Here is a 19,017-nt window from a genome sequence, read left to right as displayed (position 1 = left end):
CCGGTATCCCGGTGGTGAAGCACGTTCGGTTGTACTTCGGTTGGTATTTCCCCGACAGTTCAGCGCCGGCCGGCGTGTCCCGATGTAGCGGTCAGACGTGGCCGCATTTCTGCAGGCCGCCATTCCGGGAGCAGGTTGTCATGGAGTCGAGGCCGCGGGACGAGCTCGCACGTGGGCGTGGGGCGACGGGGTGGCTGGCGGACCGGCCGGTCGGTACGAAGATCCTCTCGGCCGTGCTCGTCGTCGCCACCATCGGTGTCGGGGTGTCGTCGTATGCCGTGGCGAACATGGCGGAGATCAACCGGGGCACCGATGAGGTGTACGCCGGCACTCTCCAGTTGGAGACGATCGCCGAGATGCGCAACGCCTTCAACCGGGTCCGCATCGACTCGCTCAACCACTTCCTCACCGACGATCCCGACGTCAAGGCCGAGGCGGAGAAGGCGATCAAGACCGATCGCAAGGCGCTCGCCGACGCCGAGAACCGGTACAAGGCGTACGAGCTGGGCCCGGAGCGGACCGCCGCGCTCGCCGAGTTCGGTGAAGCGTGGTCGGAATACGTCACGCTTCTCGACGACACGCTGCTGCCGCTGAGCCGGGAGGGGCGGGACGGGCAGGTCGCAAAGGTCCGCAAGGAGCAGGTCGATCCGCTGGTCGCCACGGCGCGCCACGACATGGACGTGCTGTCGCAACAGACGATCGCCCATGCCCGAGAGGTGCAGCAGACGGAGAAGGCCGCCTACTCCACCGCCCGTTCGCTGGTCATCTCCCTGATCGTCGCCGGTCTGGTGCTCGGGGTGCTCGCCGCGCTGGGCATCGCCCGGCTCATCACCCGGCCGCTCGCGCGGTGTGTGAAGGTGCTGACCGCGGTCCACGACGGGGACCTGACCATGCGTACCGGCCTGACCGGTAGGGACGAGGTCGGCGTGCTGGCCCGGGTTCTGGACGAGTCCACCGAGTCGATGGCCCGTATGGTGCGCCAGGTGGCCGACAACGCCCACCACGTCGCCGCCGCCTCCGAGGAACTGTCCGCGGTGTCGATGCAGATGTCGTCGGCCGCCGAGGAGACCTCCGCACAGGCGGGCACGGTGTCGGCGGCCGCGAGCATCGTCTCGCAGAACGTCCAGACCGTCGCCGCCGGCGCCGGAGAGATGGGCGAGGCGATCCGGGAGATCGCGACCAGCGCCACCCAGGCGGCGGCCGTGTCGACCCAGGCGGCGGAGACCGCCGAACGCACCAACGGCATCGTCGCCAAGCTGGGCAAGGCCTCCGCGGAGATCAGCAGCGTGGTCCAGACGATCACCGGCATCGCCGAGCAGACCAACCTGCTCGCTCTGAACGCCACCATCGAGGCGGCCCGCGCCGGTGAGATGGGCAAGGGTTTCGCCGTCGTCGCCTCCGAGGTCAAGGACCTCGCCCAGGAGACCTCGCGGGCCACCGACGACATCACCCACCGCATCGGGGCCATCCAGAAGGAGACCGACCAGGCGGTGCTCGCGATCGGCGACATCACCGAGGTCATCGCCCGGATCAACGACTACGCCGCGACCATCGCGGCCGCCGTCGAGGAACAGACGGCCACCACCAACGAGATGACCCGCAATGTCTCCGAGGCGTCGGCCAGCGCCGAGGACATCGCCGACACCATCGCCGGAGTCGCCGACGCCGCCGGTGCCGCGGCGAGCGGTGCGACCGAGACCCAGTCGACGGCGCAGGAGCTGGCCCGGATGGCCGAGGAGATGCATCAGGCGATCGCCGTCTACAAGGTGTGACCGACGACGGTGAGGCCGGGCCATCGGGCCCGGCCTCACCGTTTTTGCGCGATCGGGTACGGCCCACACGTCACCCGGCGGCGCCGGGAAGTGGTCGCCGTGCAGCGGGCGTCGCAGGAGGGTCAGCCCAGTGTGGGCATCGAGGCCTTGCCCTTGTCGGCGAGCACGAACGGGGTGTCGATGTCGGGGGTACCCTCGCCGATGGACACCGCGGCCACACCGGTGCCGGTGTCGGCGATCTCCCCGGTGGGGTCCTGGACGATGAACGTGTCCTTGCCGGTATAGATGGTGTAGGTGGGTTTGCCGTTCGACTCGCCCGTCTTGCGGAACCGGAACAGCTGGTCGGCCGCCGACGCGTTGCAGAGCGTGGTCCGCACGATGCCGGGCGCACCGCCCGATCCGAGCTTGGCCGACAGGCAGAGAGCCTCGCCGCCCTTGCGCAGCTTGGCCGTGCGGATCCAGTACTGGTCGCCGCCGGGCTTCACCGCGGTCAGCACGAACAGTTCCGCATCGCCGAACCTCTCGGAAAGCCCGATCTTGCCGTCCTGGACCACGCCGAGCGTCGCCTCGCTGTTCTTGGGCAGCAGGTAGACCTGCCGGGTGCCGCTGAAGACCCCCTCGACGCTGCCTGTGCCTGTGCCGGTACCGCTGCCGGTGCCGCTCCCGGAGGTCGACGAGGTGGTCGCGGACGGCTTGGGTGCGGCCGGAGACGAAGCCGGCGGGGCCGACGGGGTCGCGCTGGTCGGAGCGCTGGAAACCGTGGTGCCGGCCGCGCCCGGGGTGCCGCCGTCGGTGGCGCAGGCCGAGGTCAGCAACAGCCCGGAGAGAACGGCCGCGGCGGCCGGGACACGAGAGGGGGTACGCACGGGTTGTCTCCTCAGACGGTTCAGCGATGTCGATCGGGTGCTTGCCTGGTGAGTACCTTCGCGGAGATCCCCGGCGGATCCGGTCCGGTACGGGTTCCTGGCAGTAACAGGGGAGACGGGCCATTCGTCGTCGCTCACCGCACCCACCGCAGGAACCGATCGAACAACTCCGCCGGATGCTGATCGGCGAGCGAGCCCGCGGCCCGCTCCAACTCGTCCCACATCCGCATCGAGAGCTGAACTCGGTCCGGCGTTGTAGCGATCAGATAGTCCCGCGCCGGCGTACACGGCCACGGCAGCGTGCACTCACCACAGGCGTACGTCGCCGGATCCGGCTGATGCCTCGCCCCGAAGCTCACGTCGGCCGTCATGCCGGCCGCCGCCTCGGGCCGCGGCCACCGGCCCGGTACTCCTGGGCGGGGGTGAGCCGCCCGGCCCGGCCCACCTGCGGAAACACCTCAGTCGGGTCGGCCCACCCCGGCAGCGCGGGTCGAGGCCGGGAACGGATCCTTTCAAGCCGCAACTCCAGGCACGGCCACGGCAGCCCGCAGATACAACGAGTACGGCGAAACCAGATCTGTCGGGCTTTGCGGTGTATCACGGCTTCCTCCTCTCGCTGGGAGCCCGGCACGGCCCACGGTCGAGCAACAGGTCGGCGATTCCCAGGACAGCGATCAGCGCGATCAGGACCTCCGGGCCAGGCGCAGCGTTGAACAGTCGGGACAGGCCCGACGGGCCATGACCATCTCGTCGCTACGGATCACCCGGCGTGGTGACGCCGGCCGCCCGCCTCGGCGCTCTCAACCACGACACTCCTCAGAGAAGTGCTCGTTGACCTGATCGCTCGTCATGCGTACAGACTCGATGGAATGACCCCTCACGCCCATCGCGGCGAGGTATCCCTTGATGGGATGGGCTATGGGTAGGCCACGATGGATCTTTATGCGACATTGCCGCAGTTCGGGGGGAAACTTCGTTGAGGTCCGAGATTCCCGGCTCCTTATGGAACCGACCCGAGATGATCACCGCTTTGCGGTCTCGCGCCATGGGTCGCGTCCTGCAACTCGTCCGCCAGTACGCCGGCCTCTCGCAGACCGCGATCGGCAGCCGGATCGGCATGAGTCAAGGCAAGGTCAGCAGCATCATGGCCGGCAGCCACCACGTCACAACCCTCGAGGTGTACGAACGGATCGCCGACGGCCTCCAGTTTCCCGACTCCGCCCGCACCGCCCTCGGACTCGCGCCCCGCCACATCTCAGCCGGGGATGGGTCCCCCTCTGGATCACCGGGCACGCTCCGTCCCGCGCGTAGCGTGGAGAGAGATCCGCGACCGGGGGAGGACAGCGCCGTGCGACGTCGCGAGTTCGTAGGCCTGACCGGGTCCGGCCTCTTCGGCGCCATCCTGGCCACCGCCGGCACCGCCCCCACGCCCATGGCCGGCAGCGCCCTCAACGACCTGGCCACCGTCCTGACCGAACCCCCGGCAGCACCTGCCGGGCCGGCCGACCTGACCCGCCTATCGGCTGCGGTCGTCGCCGCCAAGCGCGACTATCAGGCATGCAGGTACGGCGATGTGCTCACCATGCTCCCGCCGCTGCTGCGGTCACTGCGCGCCGCCACCGCCTCCGCAGAAGGCGCTCACCAGCGGGAGGCGCACATCCTGTCGGCTGAGGCGCACCACGTCGCCGCGTCCATCCTGATCAAGCACGGTGACAAGGGCCTGGCCTGGCTCGCTGCCGACCGCAGTGTCCACGCCGCTCATCAGACCGAGATCCCCCTGATGATCGGCTCCAGTGCCCGGATCATCACCCACGCACTCATGGACAGCGGCCACCACCGAGCTGCGGCCACCAACGCCGGCATCGCGGCCCGACGCATGAACGCCGCCCTCATCCAGCCCACCGACGACGACCTGTCGGTCTACGGCTCCCTACTGTTGCGGGGCGCCATCGCAGCAGCCGAAGACGAGGACCGGCACACCACCACCGAGCTGCTCGACGAAGCGGAACAAGCCGGCCGCCGTCTCGGCCATGAAGGCAACCACATGTGGACCGCGTTCGGCCCCAACAACGTGCTCTGTCACCGAGTCAACGCCGCGATCCGACTCGGCGACGCCGGAACCGCCATCGATTTCGCACGCCGCGTAGATCTCGATGCGCTGCCCATCAACGAACGCAAGGCCACGCTGCTGCTCGACGCCACCCGAGCATTTCTGATGTGGAGCAGGCACGAGCGGGCCCTGCACATGATCCGGGCAGCCGAACAGATCGCCCCCGAGGAGATCACCGGCCGCCCCAGCACCCGTCGCCTTGTCGGTGACCTGGTCACCACTGGCCCGATCACCGTCCGCCGGGAGGCCCGCGAATTCGCCGACAACCTCGGGATCGCCGTATGACGACCGACCCCAGAGTCCTCTGCATCATCGTCTGCGCAGCCGGCCCCGCGAGCGAGGTCGGCACCCTCGTCGAACTCGCCCAGGACGACGGCTGGACCGTTCAACTCGTCGCCACCCCGTCAGCTCTCGACTTCATCGACGTGCCCGCTCTGGAGCAGCAGACCGGCCGGCCCGTCCGCAGCCGGTATCGCAAGCCGGATGAACCCCGAAGCCCGCGAGCCGACGCCATCATCGTCGCCCCTGCCACGTACAACACCATCAACAAATTCGCCCAGGGTATATCCGACACCTACGCACTCGGCCTGCTTGCCGAAGCGCCCGGACTCGGTATTCCCGTCGTCATCCTGCCCTTCGTCAACAGCGCTCTGGCCTTGCGTGCACCCTTTCGTCGCAGCATTCAGCAGCTGAGCGAGGAGCGGGGGATTTTCGTCCTCTACGGACCCGAGGAGTTCAAACCCCATGCTCCCGGGACCGGGGGCGACTCTCTGGAGCGCTATCCCTGGCAGCTTGCGCTACAACAGGCGAAAAAATCCACCAGTTCGGCGGCGGAGCACCCCACGCCTACACCTCGTTGAGCCCTGGGCCGGTCGGGGTGAAGTGCAGGACGAACCTTGGGCGGCCGGCCATCGCTTGACCGCCGGGGTTTGTGCGTGGAGGCGTTGTCCGGCACCACAGGCACGTCCATGCCGACGAAAACCTGCTGGTCGAGGGTGACCAGGAGATTCTTGACCCGATCACTCGGGTCCGATCCGGGATCTCGCCGCGACTGCCTGGGCTGACGACGACCGGCTGGACCAGGTGACCACCTGGTCAAGCTCGTCGCCGGTGAGCGCGATGCGAATGCCGACGGCGGTCCAATGTGGCTGATCGTTGCGCTTGTGTGACGTCCTCCGTACGATTGTGTTACCCGCAGGGTGAAACGTTTCACTACTTCTCACCACCAGCCCGGCACGCCCACCCGTGCCGCGCTTCGGCATGCCCGATCCGTGGCCGCTGTGCCATGAAGACCTGATCGGAAGGGTGCACATGAACCGACGAACGAGACTCCACCACTCCGCCCGCCGGGCGGGCCGGTATCTGCTCGCGATCGCGATCTGCGTCGCGGGCACCCTCACCACGGTCATCGCCGCGCCGGGCCCGGCCGTCGCCGCCGGTCCGGCGCCGACCGCCACCGGCCTCACCGTCGAGGGCGTCACCGACGCACTCGGCATCGACACACCGGCGCCACGGCTCGGGTGGCTGGTCGGCTCCTCGCAGCGCGGTGTCACGCAGTCCGCCTACCAGGTCCGGGTGGCCACCACGGCGGCCCGGCTGACGACGGGCCGGGCCGACGTCTGGGACAGCGGACGAACGGCCGGAGCCGACTCGACCCAGGTCCCGTACGGCGGCCCGGCGCTCACCTCGGCCACCCGCTACCACTGGCAGGTACGCGTCTGGGACGCCGCCGGCCGGGTGTCGGCCTGGAGCGCACCGTCGTGGTGGGAGACCGGTCTGCTGGCAGCCGCCGACTGGCAGGCGCAGTGGATCGGCCGGGAGCGCCCGAGCACCTCCTGGGCGGACTACACGGTCGACGTACGGCTGACGGTGACCCGCGACGCGGCGGGCGTCTTCTTCCGGGCCCGGGGTGTCAACGACGCGTACATGTGGCAGCTGGCCGACTTCGGCAACGCTCCGGTGCTGCGCCCGCACGTCCGCGCCGGTGGCGCCTGGCAGCTGCTGAAGGAGGTGCCGATCGCCCACGTCGTCGCCCCGGCGGACTTCGGCAAACCGCACGACCTGCGGATCGAGGCCTCCGGCAGCACCGTCCGGACCTTCGTCGACGGCACCCTGGTCGACACCACCGTGGACAGCCGGCGGCCGAGCGGGACCATCGGGCTGCGCACCGCGAACGCCGAGTCGGCGGTCGTCCACTCGGTGAAGCTCACCGTCGGCGGCCGGACCGAGGTCGACGCCGATCTGACCGGCGGGGCCAACCCGTTCACCGCCGGCACGCCGACGCCGCAGGGACTGGCCGTCTCCGGCTCGACGGAGACCCTGCTGGCCGACCCGGCGGGAAAGCCGCTGCTGCGCCGCGAGTTCACCGTCGACCGTACGATCAGCCGGGCGCGGATCTACGCGACCGCCCTCGGTGTCTACGAGCTGTCGCTCAACGGCTCCCGGGTCGGCGACCGCCAGCTCGCCCCGGGCTGGACCGACTACGCCAAGCGGATCCAGTACCAGACCTTCGACGTCACCGGACAGCTCGTCGTGGGTGACAACACCATCGGGGCGATGCTCGGTGACGGCTGGTACTCCGGCTCCATCGCCTGGCTCGGCGACAAGCTCTACGGCGAGCGGCCGGAACTGCTCGCGCAGCTGCGCATCGACTACACCGACGGCACCTCGCAGATCATCGGCAGCGACGGAACCTGGCGGTCCGCCGACGGCCCGGTGCTGCGGGGCGACAACATCCACGGCGAGACGTACGACGCGCGGCTCGACCCGCCGGGCTGGCGCCGGTCCGCCTTCGACGACACCGCCTGGTCCCCGGCCACCGTGCGCGCCACCGGCGCCGACGACCCGACGCAACGCCTGGTCGCCCAGGTCGACCCGCCGGTCAAGGTGACCGGGGAGCTCGCCGCGAAGACCGTCACCCAGGTCAAGCCCGGCGTGTGGGTCTTCGACCTCGGCCAGAACATGGTCGGCTCCACCCGGCTCACGGTCACCGGCGACGCCGGGCGGACCGTGCGGATCCGGCACGCCGAGGTCCTCAACCCCGACGGCACGGTCTACACCGCCAACCTGCGTACGGCCCAGGCCACCGACCACTACACCCTGGCCGGCACGGGCACCGAGGTGTACGAGCCGCGGTTCACCTTCCACGGCTTCCGGTACGTGGAGTTGACCGGATACCCCGGGACGCCCGCGCTGTCGGCGGTGACCGGCCGGGTCATCGGCACGGCGGCGCCCGTCACCGGGGAGCTGACCACCTCCGACCCGATGGTCAACCAGTTGCAGAGCAACATCGTGTGGGGCCAGCGCGGCAACTTCCTGTCGGTGCCGACCGACACCCCGGCCCGCGACGAGCGGCTCGGGTGGACCGGTGACATCAACGTGTTCGCCGAGACCGCGACGTTCAACATGGATTCGCTGAGCTTCCTCACCAAGTGGCTGGCCGACCTGCGCGACGCCCAGTCCGCCAACGGCGCCTATCCCGACGTGGCACCGCGGAGCTGCTGCGGTGACGGGGCCTCCGGCTGGGCGGACGCCGGGATCACCGTGCCGTACACGCTGTGGAAGCGGTACGGCGACACGAAGGAGCTGGCCGACCACTACGACTCGATGCGCCGCTACGTCGACTACGTGCAGGCCACCAGCAGGGGACTGCTGCGGCCGGACGCCGGCCCGTACCTCGACTGGCTGAACCTGGACGACCCGACTCCCGCCGGCGTGGTCGGGACGGCCTACTCCGCGTACAGCACCAGGCTCTTCGCCGAGATGGCCGCGGCCCTGGGCCGCACCGCCGACGCCGAGAGGTACGGCGATCGCGCCACCGCCGTCGCCGGAGCGTTCGCCGAGAACTACATCGCCGCCGACGGACGGATCCAGGGCGACAGCCAGACCGCGTACGTCCTGGCCCTGAGCATGAACCTGGTGCCGGCCGACCGGCGCGCGGCCGCGGGCAGGCGGCTGGGGGAGCGGGTCGCGTCGCGCGGCCACCACCTCTCCACCGGCTTCCTCGGCACCCCCGACCTGCTGCCGGCGCTCACCGACACCGGCAACCTGGACATCGCCTACCGGCTGCTGCTGAACCGGGACTACCCCTCCTGGGGCTACGAGATCGCGCGCGGCGCCACCACGATCTGGGAACGCTGGGACTCGATCAAACCCGACGGCAGCTTCGGCGACGTCGGCATGAACTCCTTCAACCATTACGCGTACGGCGCGGTCGGCGACTGGATGTACCGCACCATCGGCGGGATCCGGCCGGACGACGCGGCACCCGGATACCGGCACGTCACCATCGCGCCGCAGCCGGGCGGCGGCATCACCTCGGCCCGGGCCACGTACCGCTCCCGGTACGGCCGGTTCGTGAGCGACTGGAGACTGGACGCGGCCGGGCAGATGTCGCTCGACGTCACCGTGCCCGGCAACACCACCGCCACGGTGGAGATCCCGGCGGCCAGCCGATGGTCGGTGACCGAGGGCGGCAGGCCCGCCGCCGGCGCCGACGGAGTCCGGTTCGTCAAGATGGCCGGGCCGAACGCGGTGTTCACGGTGGGCGCCGGCAGCTACCGGTTCGCCGTCGACGCCGTCCGCGGTGATCTCGGCGAGGCCCGGACAGCGGCCGTGGACCTGGCCGGCCTGATCGACGACCGGGCCGCCGCAGACCGGCGACCGGCCGGCAGCGGGGATCAGAACCGCTGCTCGTGGCCGGTGGCCACGGTGCTCGCCCGGGCACTGGTGTCCACGACCGGGGCCGCGGACCGCGGCTACCGCACGGTGTCCCCGGCCACCACCGCCACGACCGTGCACCTCGCGCTGGCCGCGGCCGCCGACCTCGATCGGTGGATCGGCACCGAACTGGCCCGCGAACGCCTCACCGAGCAGGTCGCCGCCGAACTGCGGGCCGTCCTGACCGGCGTACGCACGCGCCTGTCGCGGGTCTCGGCCGCACTGGTGGGCGCGGTCGCCGCGCTGAAGATCCCGGCCGGGGACCCGGTTCCCGGCGACGTCGTCCGGGTCGAGGCGACCCTGGAGAACAGGGGCGGCACCGCACTGACCGGCGTCCGGATCGGCCTGCCGGCTCCGGCGGGCTGGACCTCGACACCGGTGGGGCCGGCTCCGGCGACCTCGGTGCGGCCCGGCGGCACGGTGACCGCGCTCTTCGACGTACGCGTCGGCGCGGATCAGCGGCCCGGTACGGCCGACCTGACCGGCACCGTCGGCTACCGGCGCCACACCGGCATCGCCACCCTGCCGATCGGGGCCGCGATCACGGTGGCACCGGCGGTCGAGATCTCCTCCGTCACCGCCGGCCCGGACACGGTGGCCCCGGGCGGCACGACGAGCGTCAGCGTGGCTCTGCGCAACCGCTCGACGATCCGCGCCCAGGGCACCGTGACCGTCACCGGGCCGGCCGGCTGGTCCATCGGGCCGGGACAGCGCTACGACCTGGCCGCCGGCCGGGAACACACGGTGGCCCTGCCGGTGACCGCACCGTCGACCGTGACCGAGGGCACCGCCACGCTGACGGCCGCCACCGGCGCCGGCGCGGCGGAGCAGGCCACCACCGGCGTACGGGTCGTCCTCGAGGTGCCGCCCTCCGGCGCCGTCGACCACGCCGACCTGGGGGACGGCGCGTCGGAACAGGCGCACCACCTGACGGCTTCGGCCGCGTCGGGCATCAACACGGAGGCCGGCCGGACGCGGCGGTACACCCAGCAGGGGGTGGCGGGCGGCTACTTCGAGTTCGATCTCGCGGTCACGCCGGACCGCCCGTTCGTGCTGCGCGCCGTCGAGACCTACAACCAGGCGCAGATCAAGGACTACGACATCCTGGTCGACGGGGTGCTCGTCCACTCCCGTGCCCATCAGCGCACCTCGGCTGGGGAGGGCACCGTCAGCTACCAGGTCCTGGTGGACCGGGCCGACCTGACGACGGACGGCACGGTACGGGTCCGGTTCCAGGAGGACGCCGAGGGCCGCAACTACGATCCGTCGATCGCTGACGTGTGGACACTGCCGGTGACTGCCGGCTGAGCCGTCCATCGGCAGGCCGTGGGCGGTAGCCGCGCTGCCGCCCACGGCCGGTACGAACAGGAAAGGCGTGGAACCGGCTGTTTCCGCACCTCTTTCGAACATTGTGGTATGCGTTTCCCGGGTCTTCCGGTCCCTTCCCCTGTTGCTACTTGGCCCGGCAATGTCATCGGTCATCCGACTGCACCGAATCTGCTCCGTCCGCGTCTTCATGCAGGAACGCCGGAAACGAGAGAACGGGCGGCAATGACGACCATCTGGCACCAGCGGATCGACGAGGTCCTGTGGGACGAACGGGTTTTCAAGCGGGACGGACACTTCCTGCAAAGCTCGCACTGGGCGGCCTTCCAGCGCGCGAACGGGCGGGAGGTGCGTTTCGGTGAGGGGGGCGACTGGCAGTGCATGACCGTCGTGGAGCGGGCCGGTGACGCCTGCCGGCTCTACTGTCCGTACGGGCCGGTCGCCGATGACCGGGCGGGCCTGGCCGCCGCCACAGAGGCGCTGCGCGACCTGGGGCGCGAGGTCGGCGCGGGTTTCATCCGGGCCGAACCGTGGGTGCCGGTCGAGCGGGAGGTGCTGGCGGGGCACGGTTACGAACCGGCACGACGGAGCATGCAACCGGACCTGACCTGGGTGCGGGACCTGGCGGGCCGGACCCGGGAGCAGCTGATCGGCGAGTTCTCGGCGAACAACCGCAACCGTTTCCGCAACGCCCACAAGAAGAACCTCACGGTCACCGCCGGCCGTGATCCCGGGGACGTGGAGATCCTGCTCGGGATGCTGCATGACGTGGCCGACAACACCGGCATCCGTCAGCACGCCGACGACTACTACCGCAGGCAGGCGGCCACTCTGCTGTCCCGCGACGCCGCCACCCTCTACGTCGTGCGCCACGAGGGCGACCCGGTCGGTGCGGCCCTGGTGTACGACAGCCCGACCACCCGCTACTACGCACACAGCGGCACCCTCGCCGCCGCCCGCAGGCTGCACCCCGGGGCGGTTCTGCTGGCCACGATGATCCTCGACGCCCGTGACGGCGGTCAGGACCTGTTCGACTTCGTCGGTGCCGCCCCGGCCGGCGACCCCGATCACCCGTGGGCCGGTTTCACCCAGTTCAAACAGTCCTTCGGAGGCCGTTACCGGAAATACCTGGGCACATGGGAATTCCGGCTGTGAGATTGTTGTGAAGAATCGTCAAAGAATACGAGCGAATATGGTTGCCGGAATTCCAGGAAAGGGTGAGGAAGTGCCGCTTGTGCGATTCTCTTGAAATTTCAGAAAAGGGTGCACGCCCGAGTCCGCGGCGGCGTCTTGGATGGCATGACGACGAACTCACCTCTCGATCGCATACTCGCGGACGTGCCTGATGCCGTACTGACGCAGGGCGATGCGAATCGGTCGATTCTCGGTATCACGCACGACTCGCGCCGGGTGAGGCCCGGTGACCTGTTCGTGGCCGTCCCGGGCGCCCGGCACGACGCCCGTACCTTCATCGATCAGGCCCTGGCCCGGGGCGCCGCCGGCATCGTGGCCGAGGGCCCGGTCGACGTCGCGCACGACGTCGCGGTGGTGCGGGTCCCGTCGGCCCGGGCCGCTCTCGCCGACCTGGCCGCCTCGCTGTACGGCCATCCCGGCCGGGCCATGCGCATGGTCGGCGTGACCGGGACCGACGGCAAGACCACGACCACCCACCTCATCCACGCCGCGCTGGAGCAGGCGGGCCGGCGTACCGGGAGGCTCAGCACGCTCGGGATGACCACCGGCGCGGGACGGCCGCCGGCCCACTTCGGCTTCACCACCCCGGAGTCCGGCGACCTGCAACGCATGCTGGCCGGGATGGTCGGCGCCCGCTGCGCCGACGCCGTCATCGAGGTGAGTTCCCACGCCCTGCACCTGGACCGGGTGCGCGGCGTTCCGTTCACCGCCGCCGTCTTCACCAACCTCAGTCCCGAGCACCTCGACCTGCACCGCACCATGGAGGAGTACGCGGCGGCGAAGGCCCGCCTGTTCGCCATGACCGCCGCGACGGGCCCGGGCGCCTTCGGGGTCGTCAACGCCGACGACCCGGCCTCGGACCTGATCGCCCGGCACGGCCCGGAACGGATCCTCCGGTACGCCGTGCACGCCCCCGCCGACGTCACCGCCCGCGACATCCGGCTCAACGGCGACCACAGCACGTTCACCCTGGTCACCCCCTGGGGCACCCGGGCGATCCGGTCGGCGATGCCCGGCACGATGAACGTGTCGAACTGGCTGGCCGCCGCCACCACCGTCCTCGCCCTGGGCGCCCCCCTCGACGCCGTCGCGCGTGCCGCCGAACAGACCACGGTCACCGGCCGCCTGCAGAAGGTCGAGGGCGGCCAGCCGTTCGACGTGTTCGTCGACTTCGCGCACACACCGCGGGCACTCGGCACGACGCTGCGTACGCTGCGGGCCCAGACCCGGGGCCGGCTGCTCCTGCTCTTCGGGCACGCCGGCGGCCGCGACGCCGGCAACCGGCGACCGCTCGGCTCCGTCGCGGCCGAGTTCGCCGACGTCATCGTCGTCACCAGCGACAACCCCGGGTGCGAGGACCCGGCCGCCATCGCCGCCGAGCTCGTCGCCGGCATCCACGAGAACCGGGATGCCGCCGTCGACGTTCAGGTGTGCCTTGACCGCCGGGACGCGCTCAGCAAACTCCTCGCGGAAGCGCAGCCGGGTGACACCGTGCTGCTGGCCGGCAAGGGACACGAGAACTACCAGGACCTTCCGGACGGGCGCATCGCCTGGAACGACCACGTCGAGGCCCGCCGCGTCCTCACCGGGATCGGCTGGTCCTAGGTGGGCGGGTTCTCCGGTGACGGGCCGACCGGGCTAAGAACTCCTGACTCTTCGAGTGGCAGATCAGGGCGCAGCCGAGTTTGAGGAGGGCTTCGTGGATGTCGTCGCGGATTAGCCGTACGGACGGGACTACCGGCTCAGACCCAGCGAGAGCCTCACCATCGTCACCGCCGGATAGGCAGAAGGCCCGCCCTCGGCCGGCGAGCCTACTGCTCGGCGGTAGCGCGCTGGCTGCTGCCGGCGACGAGGAGCAGGCGACGAACGGCGCGAACACGGCGAGATGCACGATCCATTCCGTGCCGTCGTTGAACATGGTGACGCTCGTCGACGACGGCCGGGCCGCCGGTGTTGCGGTAGGGCGAGGCGCTAGGACTCCGCCGAGCGGTTCTCGACGGTGACCGGCCCGTCCATCGCGTACCGGCGGACCGCGATGCCGAGCAGCCGGTCATGTGTCACGGGTAGCTCGCGGAAGCCCATGTCCGCACACGCTCGGCGAGATCGGCCGGTCCGGCCAGCTTGCCGGTGGCCTATTGGATGGTGATCTCCCACAGGCTGACCGGGGGCAGGAAGGTGTCCGGATCACGCGCAGCCGATCGAGGAAGTCGTCTGCCAACGTCACGTCACCCGGGCGGCAGGCAGCTCTGATCGAGCACCGCCGCGGCGTCCGTCCGGGAAACCAGCTGCTCGATCATCTCCACGCCGACTCCTTCCTGTCGTCACCACCAACTGCGGCACGTGGAGCTCAACGGCCTGGACAAGTTGCGGGCCTTTGTGAGCTCTGCTGGCAGCGGACGGCGATCAGTGAACAGCTGAGGGTGCAACCCTGGAGTCTGCACGACTTCGAGCTCACCGCCCTCGACGTTCAACTACCTGGGGACCACGCCCGGCAACTCCGCTGCTCAAGAACACTGATCGATCTGAAGTACACGCATCGCGGCTGAATCAGTGCCACCGTGCGGCCGAGTCCAGCCGCGGGACGGGTGGCGCGTATGGTCGGGCGGTGAATCCCGCTGACCTGCAGGGCCTTCGCTCGGGAGACCTCGAGACCCGCGAAGCACATGTGTACCACCTGCTCGACCGGGCCAGGACGCATGATGATGAATCAGCCATCGCGGCGCTGCACGCGCTCGTCCGCGACTACCAAGATTTCCACAGGTCGTTGTATTCGCGGGCGATGAACCAGGCGGCCGTCTTCGCGGACGCCGGACTGCAGGAGCCGTTGCTGGCCGCGCTCGCCGACACCCGATACAACTGTCAGGCATGGGCCGCGATGGGTTGCGCGGCAATGGACATCCGGGCCGCCGTGCCGCAGCTCATCACGCTCCTCGACCACCCGCAGTGGATCGTTCGGGGCGAAACCGTGACCGCGCTTGGCCGGCTCGGCGACGCCTCGGCCGTACCTTCGCTGCGACCGTTGCTCGGCGATCAGGCCGACTGGCTTCGCCAGCGAACCGCCGACGCCCTGGCCCGCATCGGCGGCGACGCGGCGCTGGAGGCCCTTTGGCACGAGTTCGAGCATCGGCGGTTCCCCCGGATCGGCTATCTCGCCAGCACGCTGGCACTGTTCACGCCGGAGGTGGTACCCCGGCTGCTGGCCGCGTCCGACAGCACGGATCCGGATCAGCGGTACTGGGCTGCTGTCGCACTCGGATCGACAGGTGATGACCGGGCGGTGCCGACGCTGGAGCGGCTGATGGCCGGTGATCGTGGCGTGACGGTGTTCGACGGTGAGGTTCGCACTGCGGCGAAGAAGGCTCTGCGCACGCTGCGTCGCATCCAAACTGCCATCGCCGAACGAGAGAGCGCCGGAGCACGGACCAGGACTCGCTGACGAATGCCCCTTGCTGGTATACCGCGCGTTGCTGCACCCGCCGGCCACGCCATCAAGGGCGGCTACCGAAACTGACGTGCTGACACGCGCCCGGCGCGGACCGGCGAGCTCGCGGTTCAGTCGTTGGTGGGCTGACGGCAACGCCGATGGTCACCCACGCGAGCATCCCCTGCTGCTGACCGGCGGCAACCGCAACGACGTCACCCAACTCATCCCGCTGCTACAAGCAATCCCGCCGATCCGCGGCAAACGGACGACCCCGCAGCAGAGCACCCAAGGTCTACCCCGACCGCGGCTACGACCACGACAAGTACCGGGCCCCGGTCCGCGAACTCGGCATCACCCCGGTCATCGCCCGCCGCGGCACTGAGCACGGCTCGGGGCTCGGCAAGCCGCGCCGGGTCGTCGAGCAGAGCTTCGCGTTGCTGCACTGGTTCCGGCGGCTACGCATCCGCTGGGAAATCCGCGACGACATCCACGAAACCCTACTCAATCTCGGCTGCGCCCTGATCTGCCACTCGAAGAGTCAGGAGTTCCAAGGCGTGCGGAGCCCTGGCATCGGGCCGGGTGGGCGCGCTGGTGAACACTACGGGGATGGAGTTCCTGTGCTACCACCGCGACCGGCCCGGCTCCGTGGCGTTGCGTCACGAACTCATCGAGGAGCACTGGTCCTACATGGACCGCTACGAGGCGGAGTTGATCGCCCGTGGCCCGACCTTCGATGCCGCCGGTGAGGTTCCCACCGGCAGCCTGCACATCGTCGACCTGCCCGATCCGGCCGCGGCCCGCGCGTTCGCCTTCGAGGAACCCAATTACCAGGCCGGGGTGTACCGCGACGTGCTGGTGCGCCGGTGGAGCAACCTGCTGGGGCGCACCATGTGGGACTTTCCCGGCGGGCGCAGCGGTGGAAGTCGCTACCTGGTGATGGGATTCGGCACGGGCGTGGCCGTCGACCTGGACGTGCCGGCCGACCGGGATGAGCTGATCGCGTACGGGCCGCTGCTGTCCGACGACGGCGCCCGGTGGCTGGGCACGGCGCTGCTGGTGCGGGCGCCGGATGCGGATGCGGCGCGCGCTGTTCTGACCCGAGGCCGCTACGCCGATGTCGAGGTGCACGACTGGGCCTTCGGCGGGCGGCGATAGCTCACCGGGGCGGTCGTGGTGAGCCGGTGCCGTCACCGGGAGCGGGTGCGGCGTCGAGGTATCCGCGGTAGGTGTCCAGGACCGTGTCGGCGAGCAGTGATCGTGGCCGGAACACGCCGGTGGCCAGGCCCAGCAGGGTGTGTTCCTCCATCGCCGGCGCGGCCATCGAGTGGGCGGCGTCGAAGCGCCGGACGGTCACCCGCTCGCCCAGGATCTGCCGGTAGGTGTTCTCGGTCTCGACGGTGTCGACGTTGCGGTCGTGGTCGCCCAGCATGAGCAGCACCGGCACCCGGACGGCCCGCAGGTCGGCGGTGGCGTCGGCGGTGTGGTTGCGCTGCACGAAACCCCACCGCGCCTCGTCCATCGGCTGGTCGTCGTCGGTGGTGTTCCGGTAGGTGGCGAAGTCGCACCGCTGCTCGAGCAGCCGCCGGGTCTGGTCGCTGACGGCGACGGCCCGTTCGCGCTCGCGCGCACCGGCGCCGGCGTGGTCCAACTCGGCCAGCAGGTGGAACCGGCCCTGGCGCAGCCAGTTGACGGCGGGGCTGACCGCGACGATCGCGGTGATGTCGGCGCGCTCGGCGGCGATCCTGGGCACGACCCATCCGGCCTGGCTGGCTCCCCACAGGATCACGGTCCCGGTCGGGACGTCCGGGCGGGTGCGGGCCCAGTCGATGACCGTCGAGGCCTCCACGGCCCGGTCCGCCATGCTCTGCCGCAGCCAGTCGCCGGTGGAGGCGCCGACGCCGGGCTTGCTCCAGGACAGCGTGGCGAAGCCCGCGTCGGCGGCGGCCTCGAACCACGGCCGGTACAGCCCGTCGTGGGTGGCCTCGACCGGGCCGTCGCCGTGGACCATCACGACCAGGCCGTGCGCCGGGCCGTCCTCGGGCAGGACCAGCACCGCGTCGAGGCTTCCGGCGGCCGTGGGAATGGTCACCCGTCGCTCGGTGATGCGGAAGTCGTGGCCGGCCAGGACCGCGGCCACACCGGCGGTGAGCAGCACCATCACCAATAGAGCTATCTTTCTCTTCACGAACGTAGCGTACGCGATAGAAGCAGGGCATGGATGACCCAGTGATCGACCACGGATTCACCGAGGCCGAGCGTCCCCGCGTGGGTGCGCTCTACTGGTCGGCGTTCGGGAGCAAGCTGCGCACCGCCTTCCGCGACGACACGACCGGCCGGTCCCAGGTCACGGCCGGGCTGCGTGCCGACCGGACGCTGGTGGCCCGCGACCACGGCGCAGTGATCGCGGTGTGCGGGTACCACCGGGACGGCCACGGCGCGGCGGACCTGTCCTGGCGGCGACTGCGGGAGAGCCTGGGGGTGACCGCGGCACTCCGGGCGTCGGTCGTGCTCGCCCCGCTCGACCGGCAGGAGCGCAGCGGTGTGCTGGTCCTCGACGGCGTCTGCGTCAGCGCCGAACGCCGAGGGCGGGGCATCGGATCCGCGCTCCTGGACGCGGTCACGGTCTACGGGGCCGGGCTCGGGCACCGGTGGGTGCAGCTGTCGGTGATCGACACGAACCCGCGCGCGGAGGCCCTCTACCGGCGTTGCGGTTTCGACGTCGTCGGGGAGGGCTCGGTCGGCGCGCTCCGCCACCTGTACGGTTTCGAGCGGTACAAGACGATGCGGAAGAGGACCGGCCGATGGTGAACCTCCCGGCTCCCGCACCGCGCACGGTGATCGAGGCCTTCCTGCCCGCACAGGGCGAGGCTCCGCTCGATCTGGTCTACGACACCGCCAACGCGGCAGGTCTCGACGATCAGCCCGTGCGGCTGACCATCCGCCGGATGCACGCGGCCGGCGAGATCACCCAGACCGGTCGCGGCCGGCGGGGCACGATCGGCCTCACCGACGCCGGCCGCGAGCGCCTGGACCGTGACCGGCTCGGTCTGCGGCTCGCGATCGCCCAGGACCATGGACGAGCGCCGTGGGACGGCACCTGGCGTCTGCTGGCGGTCAGCGTCCCCGAGGCCGACCGTGCCCTGCGGGACGCGTTGCGCCGTACCCTTGTCGAGGCGGGGGCCGCCGCGGTCTCCACCGGCCTGTACGTCAGCCCCCACGACCTGACCGGGATGCTCGGCCCGGCAGCGCGCGGCAGCCTGGTCCGGGCCACCGCGACCAGCCTCGACGTGCGCGGGCTCACCGATCCCCGGGCCGTCGCCGCATCACTCTGGCCGGCCGCTCCGATCATCGACGGTTACGCCGCCCTGGAGCGTGCCGTCGCCGAGACCGATCCGGCACCCGGCGACGGGGTCATGCCGCTGCTGGTCCGGCAGATCCGGCTGGCCGATGCGCTGGAGCGCGCGATGCGTGACGATCCACTCGTCCCCCTCGAACTGCGCGACGTGCCCTGGCCGCCCAGCCCGATCCGCCGGGCATGGTACGACCGGTGGAACACCCTCGCCGGGCGGCTCCCCGAAGAGATCCTGTACCGCGGATGGCTGTGAA

At 70.5% G+C, this 19,017-nt stretch carries 13 protein-coding genes and 1 pseudogene; 11 read left to right on the top strand and 3 right to left on the bottom strand.

Translation table 11 applies throughout. The features are described 5' to 3' along the window. The first annotated feature begins 140 nt into the window (after positions 1 to 140). Positions 141 to 1,772, top strand: coding sequence for a methyl-accepting chemotaxis protein (locus BC793_RS35030; protein WP_109600427.1), 1,632 nt, complete (start codon positions 141 to 143; stop codon positions 1,770 to 1,772). Positions 1,773 to 1,894: 122 nt separating this feature from the next. Here the strand turns inward: BC793_RS35030 and BC793_RS35025 are convergent, their stop codons facing one another. Together BC793_RS35025 and BC793_RS35020 are read right to left on the bottom strand one after the other, a co-directional pair. Further along, entirely contained in the window at positions 1,895 to 2,638 is a 744-nt protein-coding gene (locus BC793_RS35025; RefSeq protein ID WP_109600426.1) for a hypothetical protein, read from the bottom strand. 134 nt (positions 2,639 to 2,772) lie between these two features. Further along, on the bottom strand, positions 2,773 to 3,009 hold the full coding sequence (locus tag BC793_RS35020; protein ID WP_109600424.1) for a hypothetical protein: 237 nt from the start codon (positions 3,007 to 3,009) through the stop codon (positions 2,773 to 2,775). Positions 3,010 to 3,614: 605 nt separating this feature from the next. On the opposite strand from BC793_RS35020, the gene BC793_RS35015 reads away from it, so the two are divergent. The 8 genes and pseudogenes from BC793_RS35015 to BC793_RS34980 all read left to right on the top strand — a co-directional run bounded on the left by BC793_RS35015 (position 3,615) and on the right by BC793_RS34980 (position 16,566). Further along, a complete protein-coding gene (locus tag BC793_RS35015; RefSeq protein ID WP_146246586.1) occupies positions 3,615 to 5,033 on the top strand; it encodes a helix-turn-helix domain-containing protein in 1,419 nt (472 codons plus the stop codon). Next, positions 5,030 to 5,608, top strand: a complete 579-nt coding sequence (locus BC793_RS35010) for a flavoprotein (RefSeq protein WP_109600420.1) — start codon at positions 5,030 to 5,032, stop codon at positions 5,606 to 5,608. The genes BC793_RS35015 and BC793_RS35010 overlap by 4 nt, the downstream gene beginning before the upstream one ends. Positions 5,609 to 6,059: 451 nt before the next feature. Next, positions 6,060 to 10,775, top strand: a complete 4,716-nt coding sequence (locus BC793_RS35005; RefSeq protein ID WP_109600418.1) for a family 78 glycoside hydrolase catalytic domain — start codon at positions 6,060 to 6,062, stop codon at positions 10,773 to 10,775. A 243-nt stretch (positions 10,776 to 11,018) separates the two neighbouring features. Then, positions 11,019 to 11,948 carry a lipid II:glycine glycyltransferase FemX gene (locus tag BC793_RS35000; protein WP_158319452.1) on the top strand — a complete coding sequence of 310 codons (930 nt, stop codon included), beginning with the start codon at positions 11,019 to 11,021 and terminating at the stop codon, positions 11,946 to 11,948. 183 nt (positions 11,949 to 12,131) lie between these two features. Next, complete coding sequence (locus tag BC793_RS34995; RefSeq protein WP_158319451.1) at positions 12,132 to 13,592, top strand: UDP-N-acetylmuramoyl-L-alanyl-D-glutamate--2,6-diaminopimelate ligase; 1,461 nt, start codon at positions 12,132 to 12,134, stop codon at positions 13,590 to 13,592. Between the two features lie 1,000 nt (positions 13,593 to 14,592). Beyond that, entirely contained in the window at positions 14,593 to 15,423 is an 831-nt protein-coding gene (locus tag BC793_RS34990; protein ID WP_146246585.1) for a HEAT repeat domain-containing protein, read from the top strand. A gap of 172 nt (positions 15,424 to 15,595) precedes the next feature. Beyond that, positions 15,596 to 15,938: pseudogene (locus BC793_RS51815) on the top strand (transposase); the annotation flags it as partial. Between the two features lie 79 nt (positions 15,939 to 16,017). Then, positions 16,018 to 16,566, top strand: coding sequence for a YciI family protein (locus tag BC793_RS34980; RefSeq protein WP_109600410.1), 549 nt, complete (start codon positions 16,018 to 16,020; stop codon positions 16,564 to 16,566). 1 nt (position 16,567) lies between these two features. Here the strand turns inward: BC793_RS34980 and BC793_RS34975 are convergent, their stop codons facing one another. Beyond that, on the bottom strand, positions 16,568 to 17,596 hold the full coding sequence (locus BC793_RS34975) for an alpha/beta hydrolase family protein (RefSeq protein WP_239170467.1): 1,029 nt from the start codon (positions 17,594 to 17,596) through the stop codon (positions 16,568 to 16,570). A gap of 29 nt (positions 17,597 to 17,625) precedes the next feature. Between BC793_RS34975 and BC793_RS34970 the strand changes: the two genes are divergently transcribed. Together BC793_RS34970 and BC793_RS34965 are read left to right on the top strand one after the other, a co-directional pair. Further along, positions 17,626 to 18,219: a GNAT family N-acetyltransferase gene (locus BC793_RS34970; protein ID WP_109600406.1), complete on the top strand. Its 594-nt coding sequence runs from the start codon at positions 17,626 to 17,628 to the stop codon at positions 18,217 to 18,219. Beyond that, positions 18,213 to 19,016, top strand: a complete 804-nt coding sequence (locus tag BC793_RS34965; protein WP_109600404.1) for a PaaX family transcriptional regulator — start codon at positions 18,213 to 18,215, stop codon at positions 19,014 to 19,016. The genes BC793_RS34970 and BC793_RS34965 overlap by 7 nt, the downstream gene beginning before the upstream one ends. The last annotated feature ends 1 nt before the right edge of the window (position 19,017 follow it).

This window comes from Actinoplanes xinjiangensis (genome assembly GCF_003148685.1).
GTDB lineage: Bacteria > Actinomycetota > Actinomycetes > Mycobacteriales > Micromonosporaceae > Actinoplanes > Actinoplanes xinjiangensis.
Note: the sequence above shows the minus strand (reverse complement) of the source record. Positions and strands in the feature narration are given on the sequence as shown.

Coding starts and splice junctions, on each gene's coding strand:
- BC793_RS35030 (WP_109600427.1), top strand. CDS start 141: ATGGAGTCGAGGCCGCGGGACGAGCTCGCACGTGGGCGTGGGGCGACG.
- BC793_RS35020 (WP_109600424.1), bottom strand. CDS start 3,009: ATGACGGCCGACGTGAGCTTCGGGGCGAGGCATCAGCCGGATCCGGCG.
- BC793_RS35010 (WP_109600420.1), top strand. CDS start 5,030: ATGACGACCGACCCCAGAGTCCTCTGCATCATCGTCTGCGCAGCCGGC.
- BC793_RS35005 (WP_109600418.1), top strand. CDS start 6,060: ATGAACCGACGAACGAGACTCCACCACTCCGCCCGCCGGGCGGGCCGG.
- BC793_RS35000 (WP_158319452.1), top strand. CDS start 11,019: ATGACGACCATCTGGCACCAGCGGATCGACGAGGTCCTGTGGGACGAA.
- BC793_RS34980 (WP_109600410.1), top strand. CDS start 16,018: ATGGAGTTCCTGTGCTACCACCGCGACCGGCCCGGCTCCGTGGCGTTG.
- BC793_RS34970 (WP_109600406.1), top strand. CDS start 17,626: ATGGATGACCCAGTGATCGACCACGGATTCACCGAGGCCGAGCGTCCC.
- BC793_RS34965 (WP_109600404.1), top strand. CDS start 18,213: ATGGTGAACCTCCCGGCTCCCGCACCGCGCACGGTGATCGAGGCCTTC.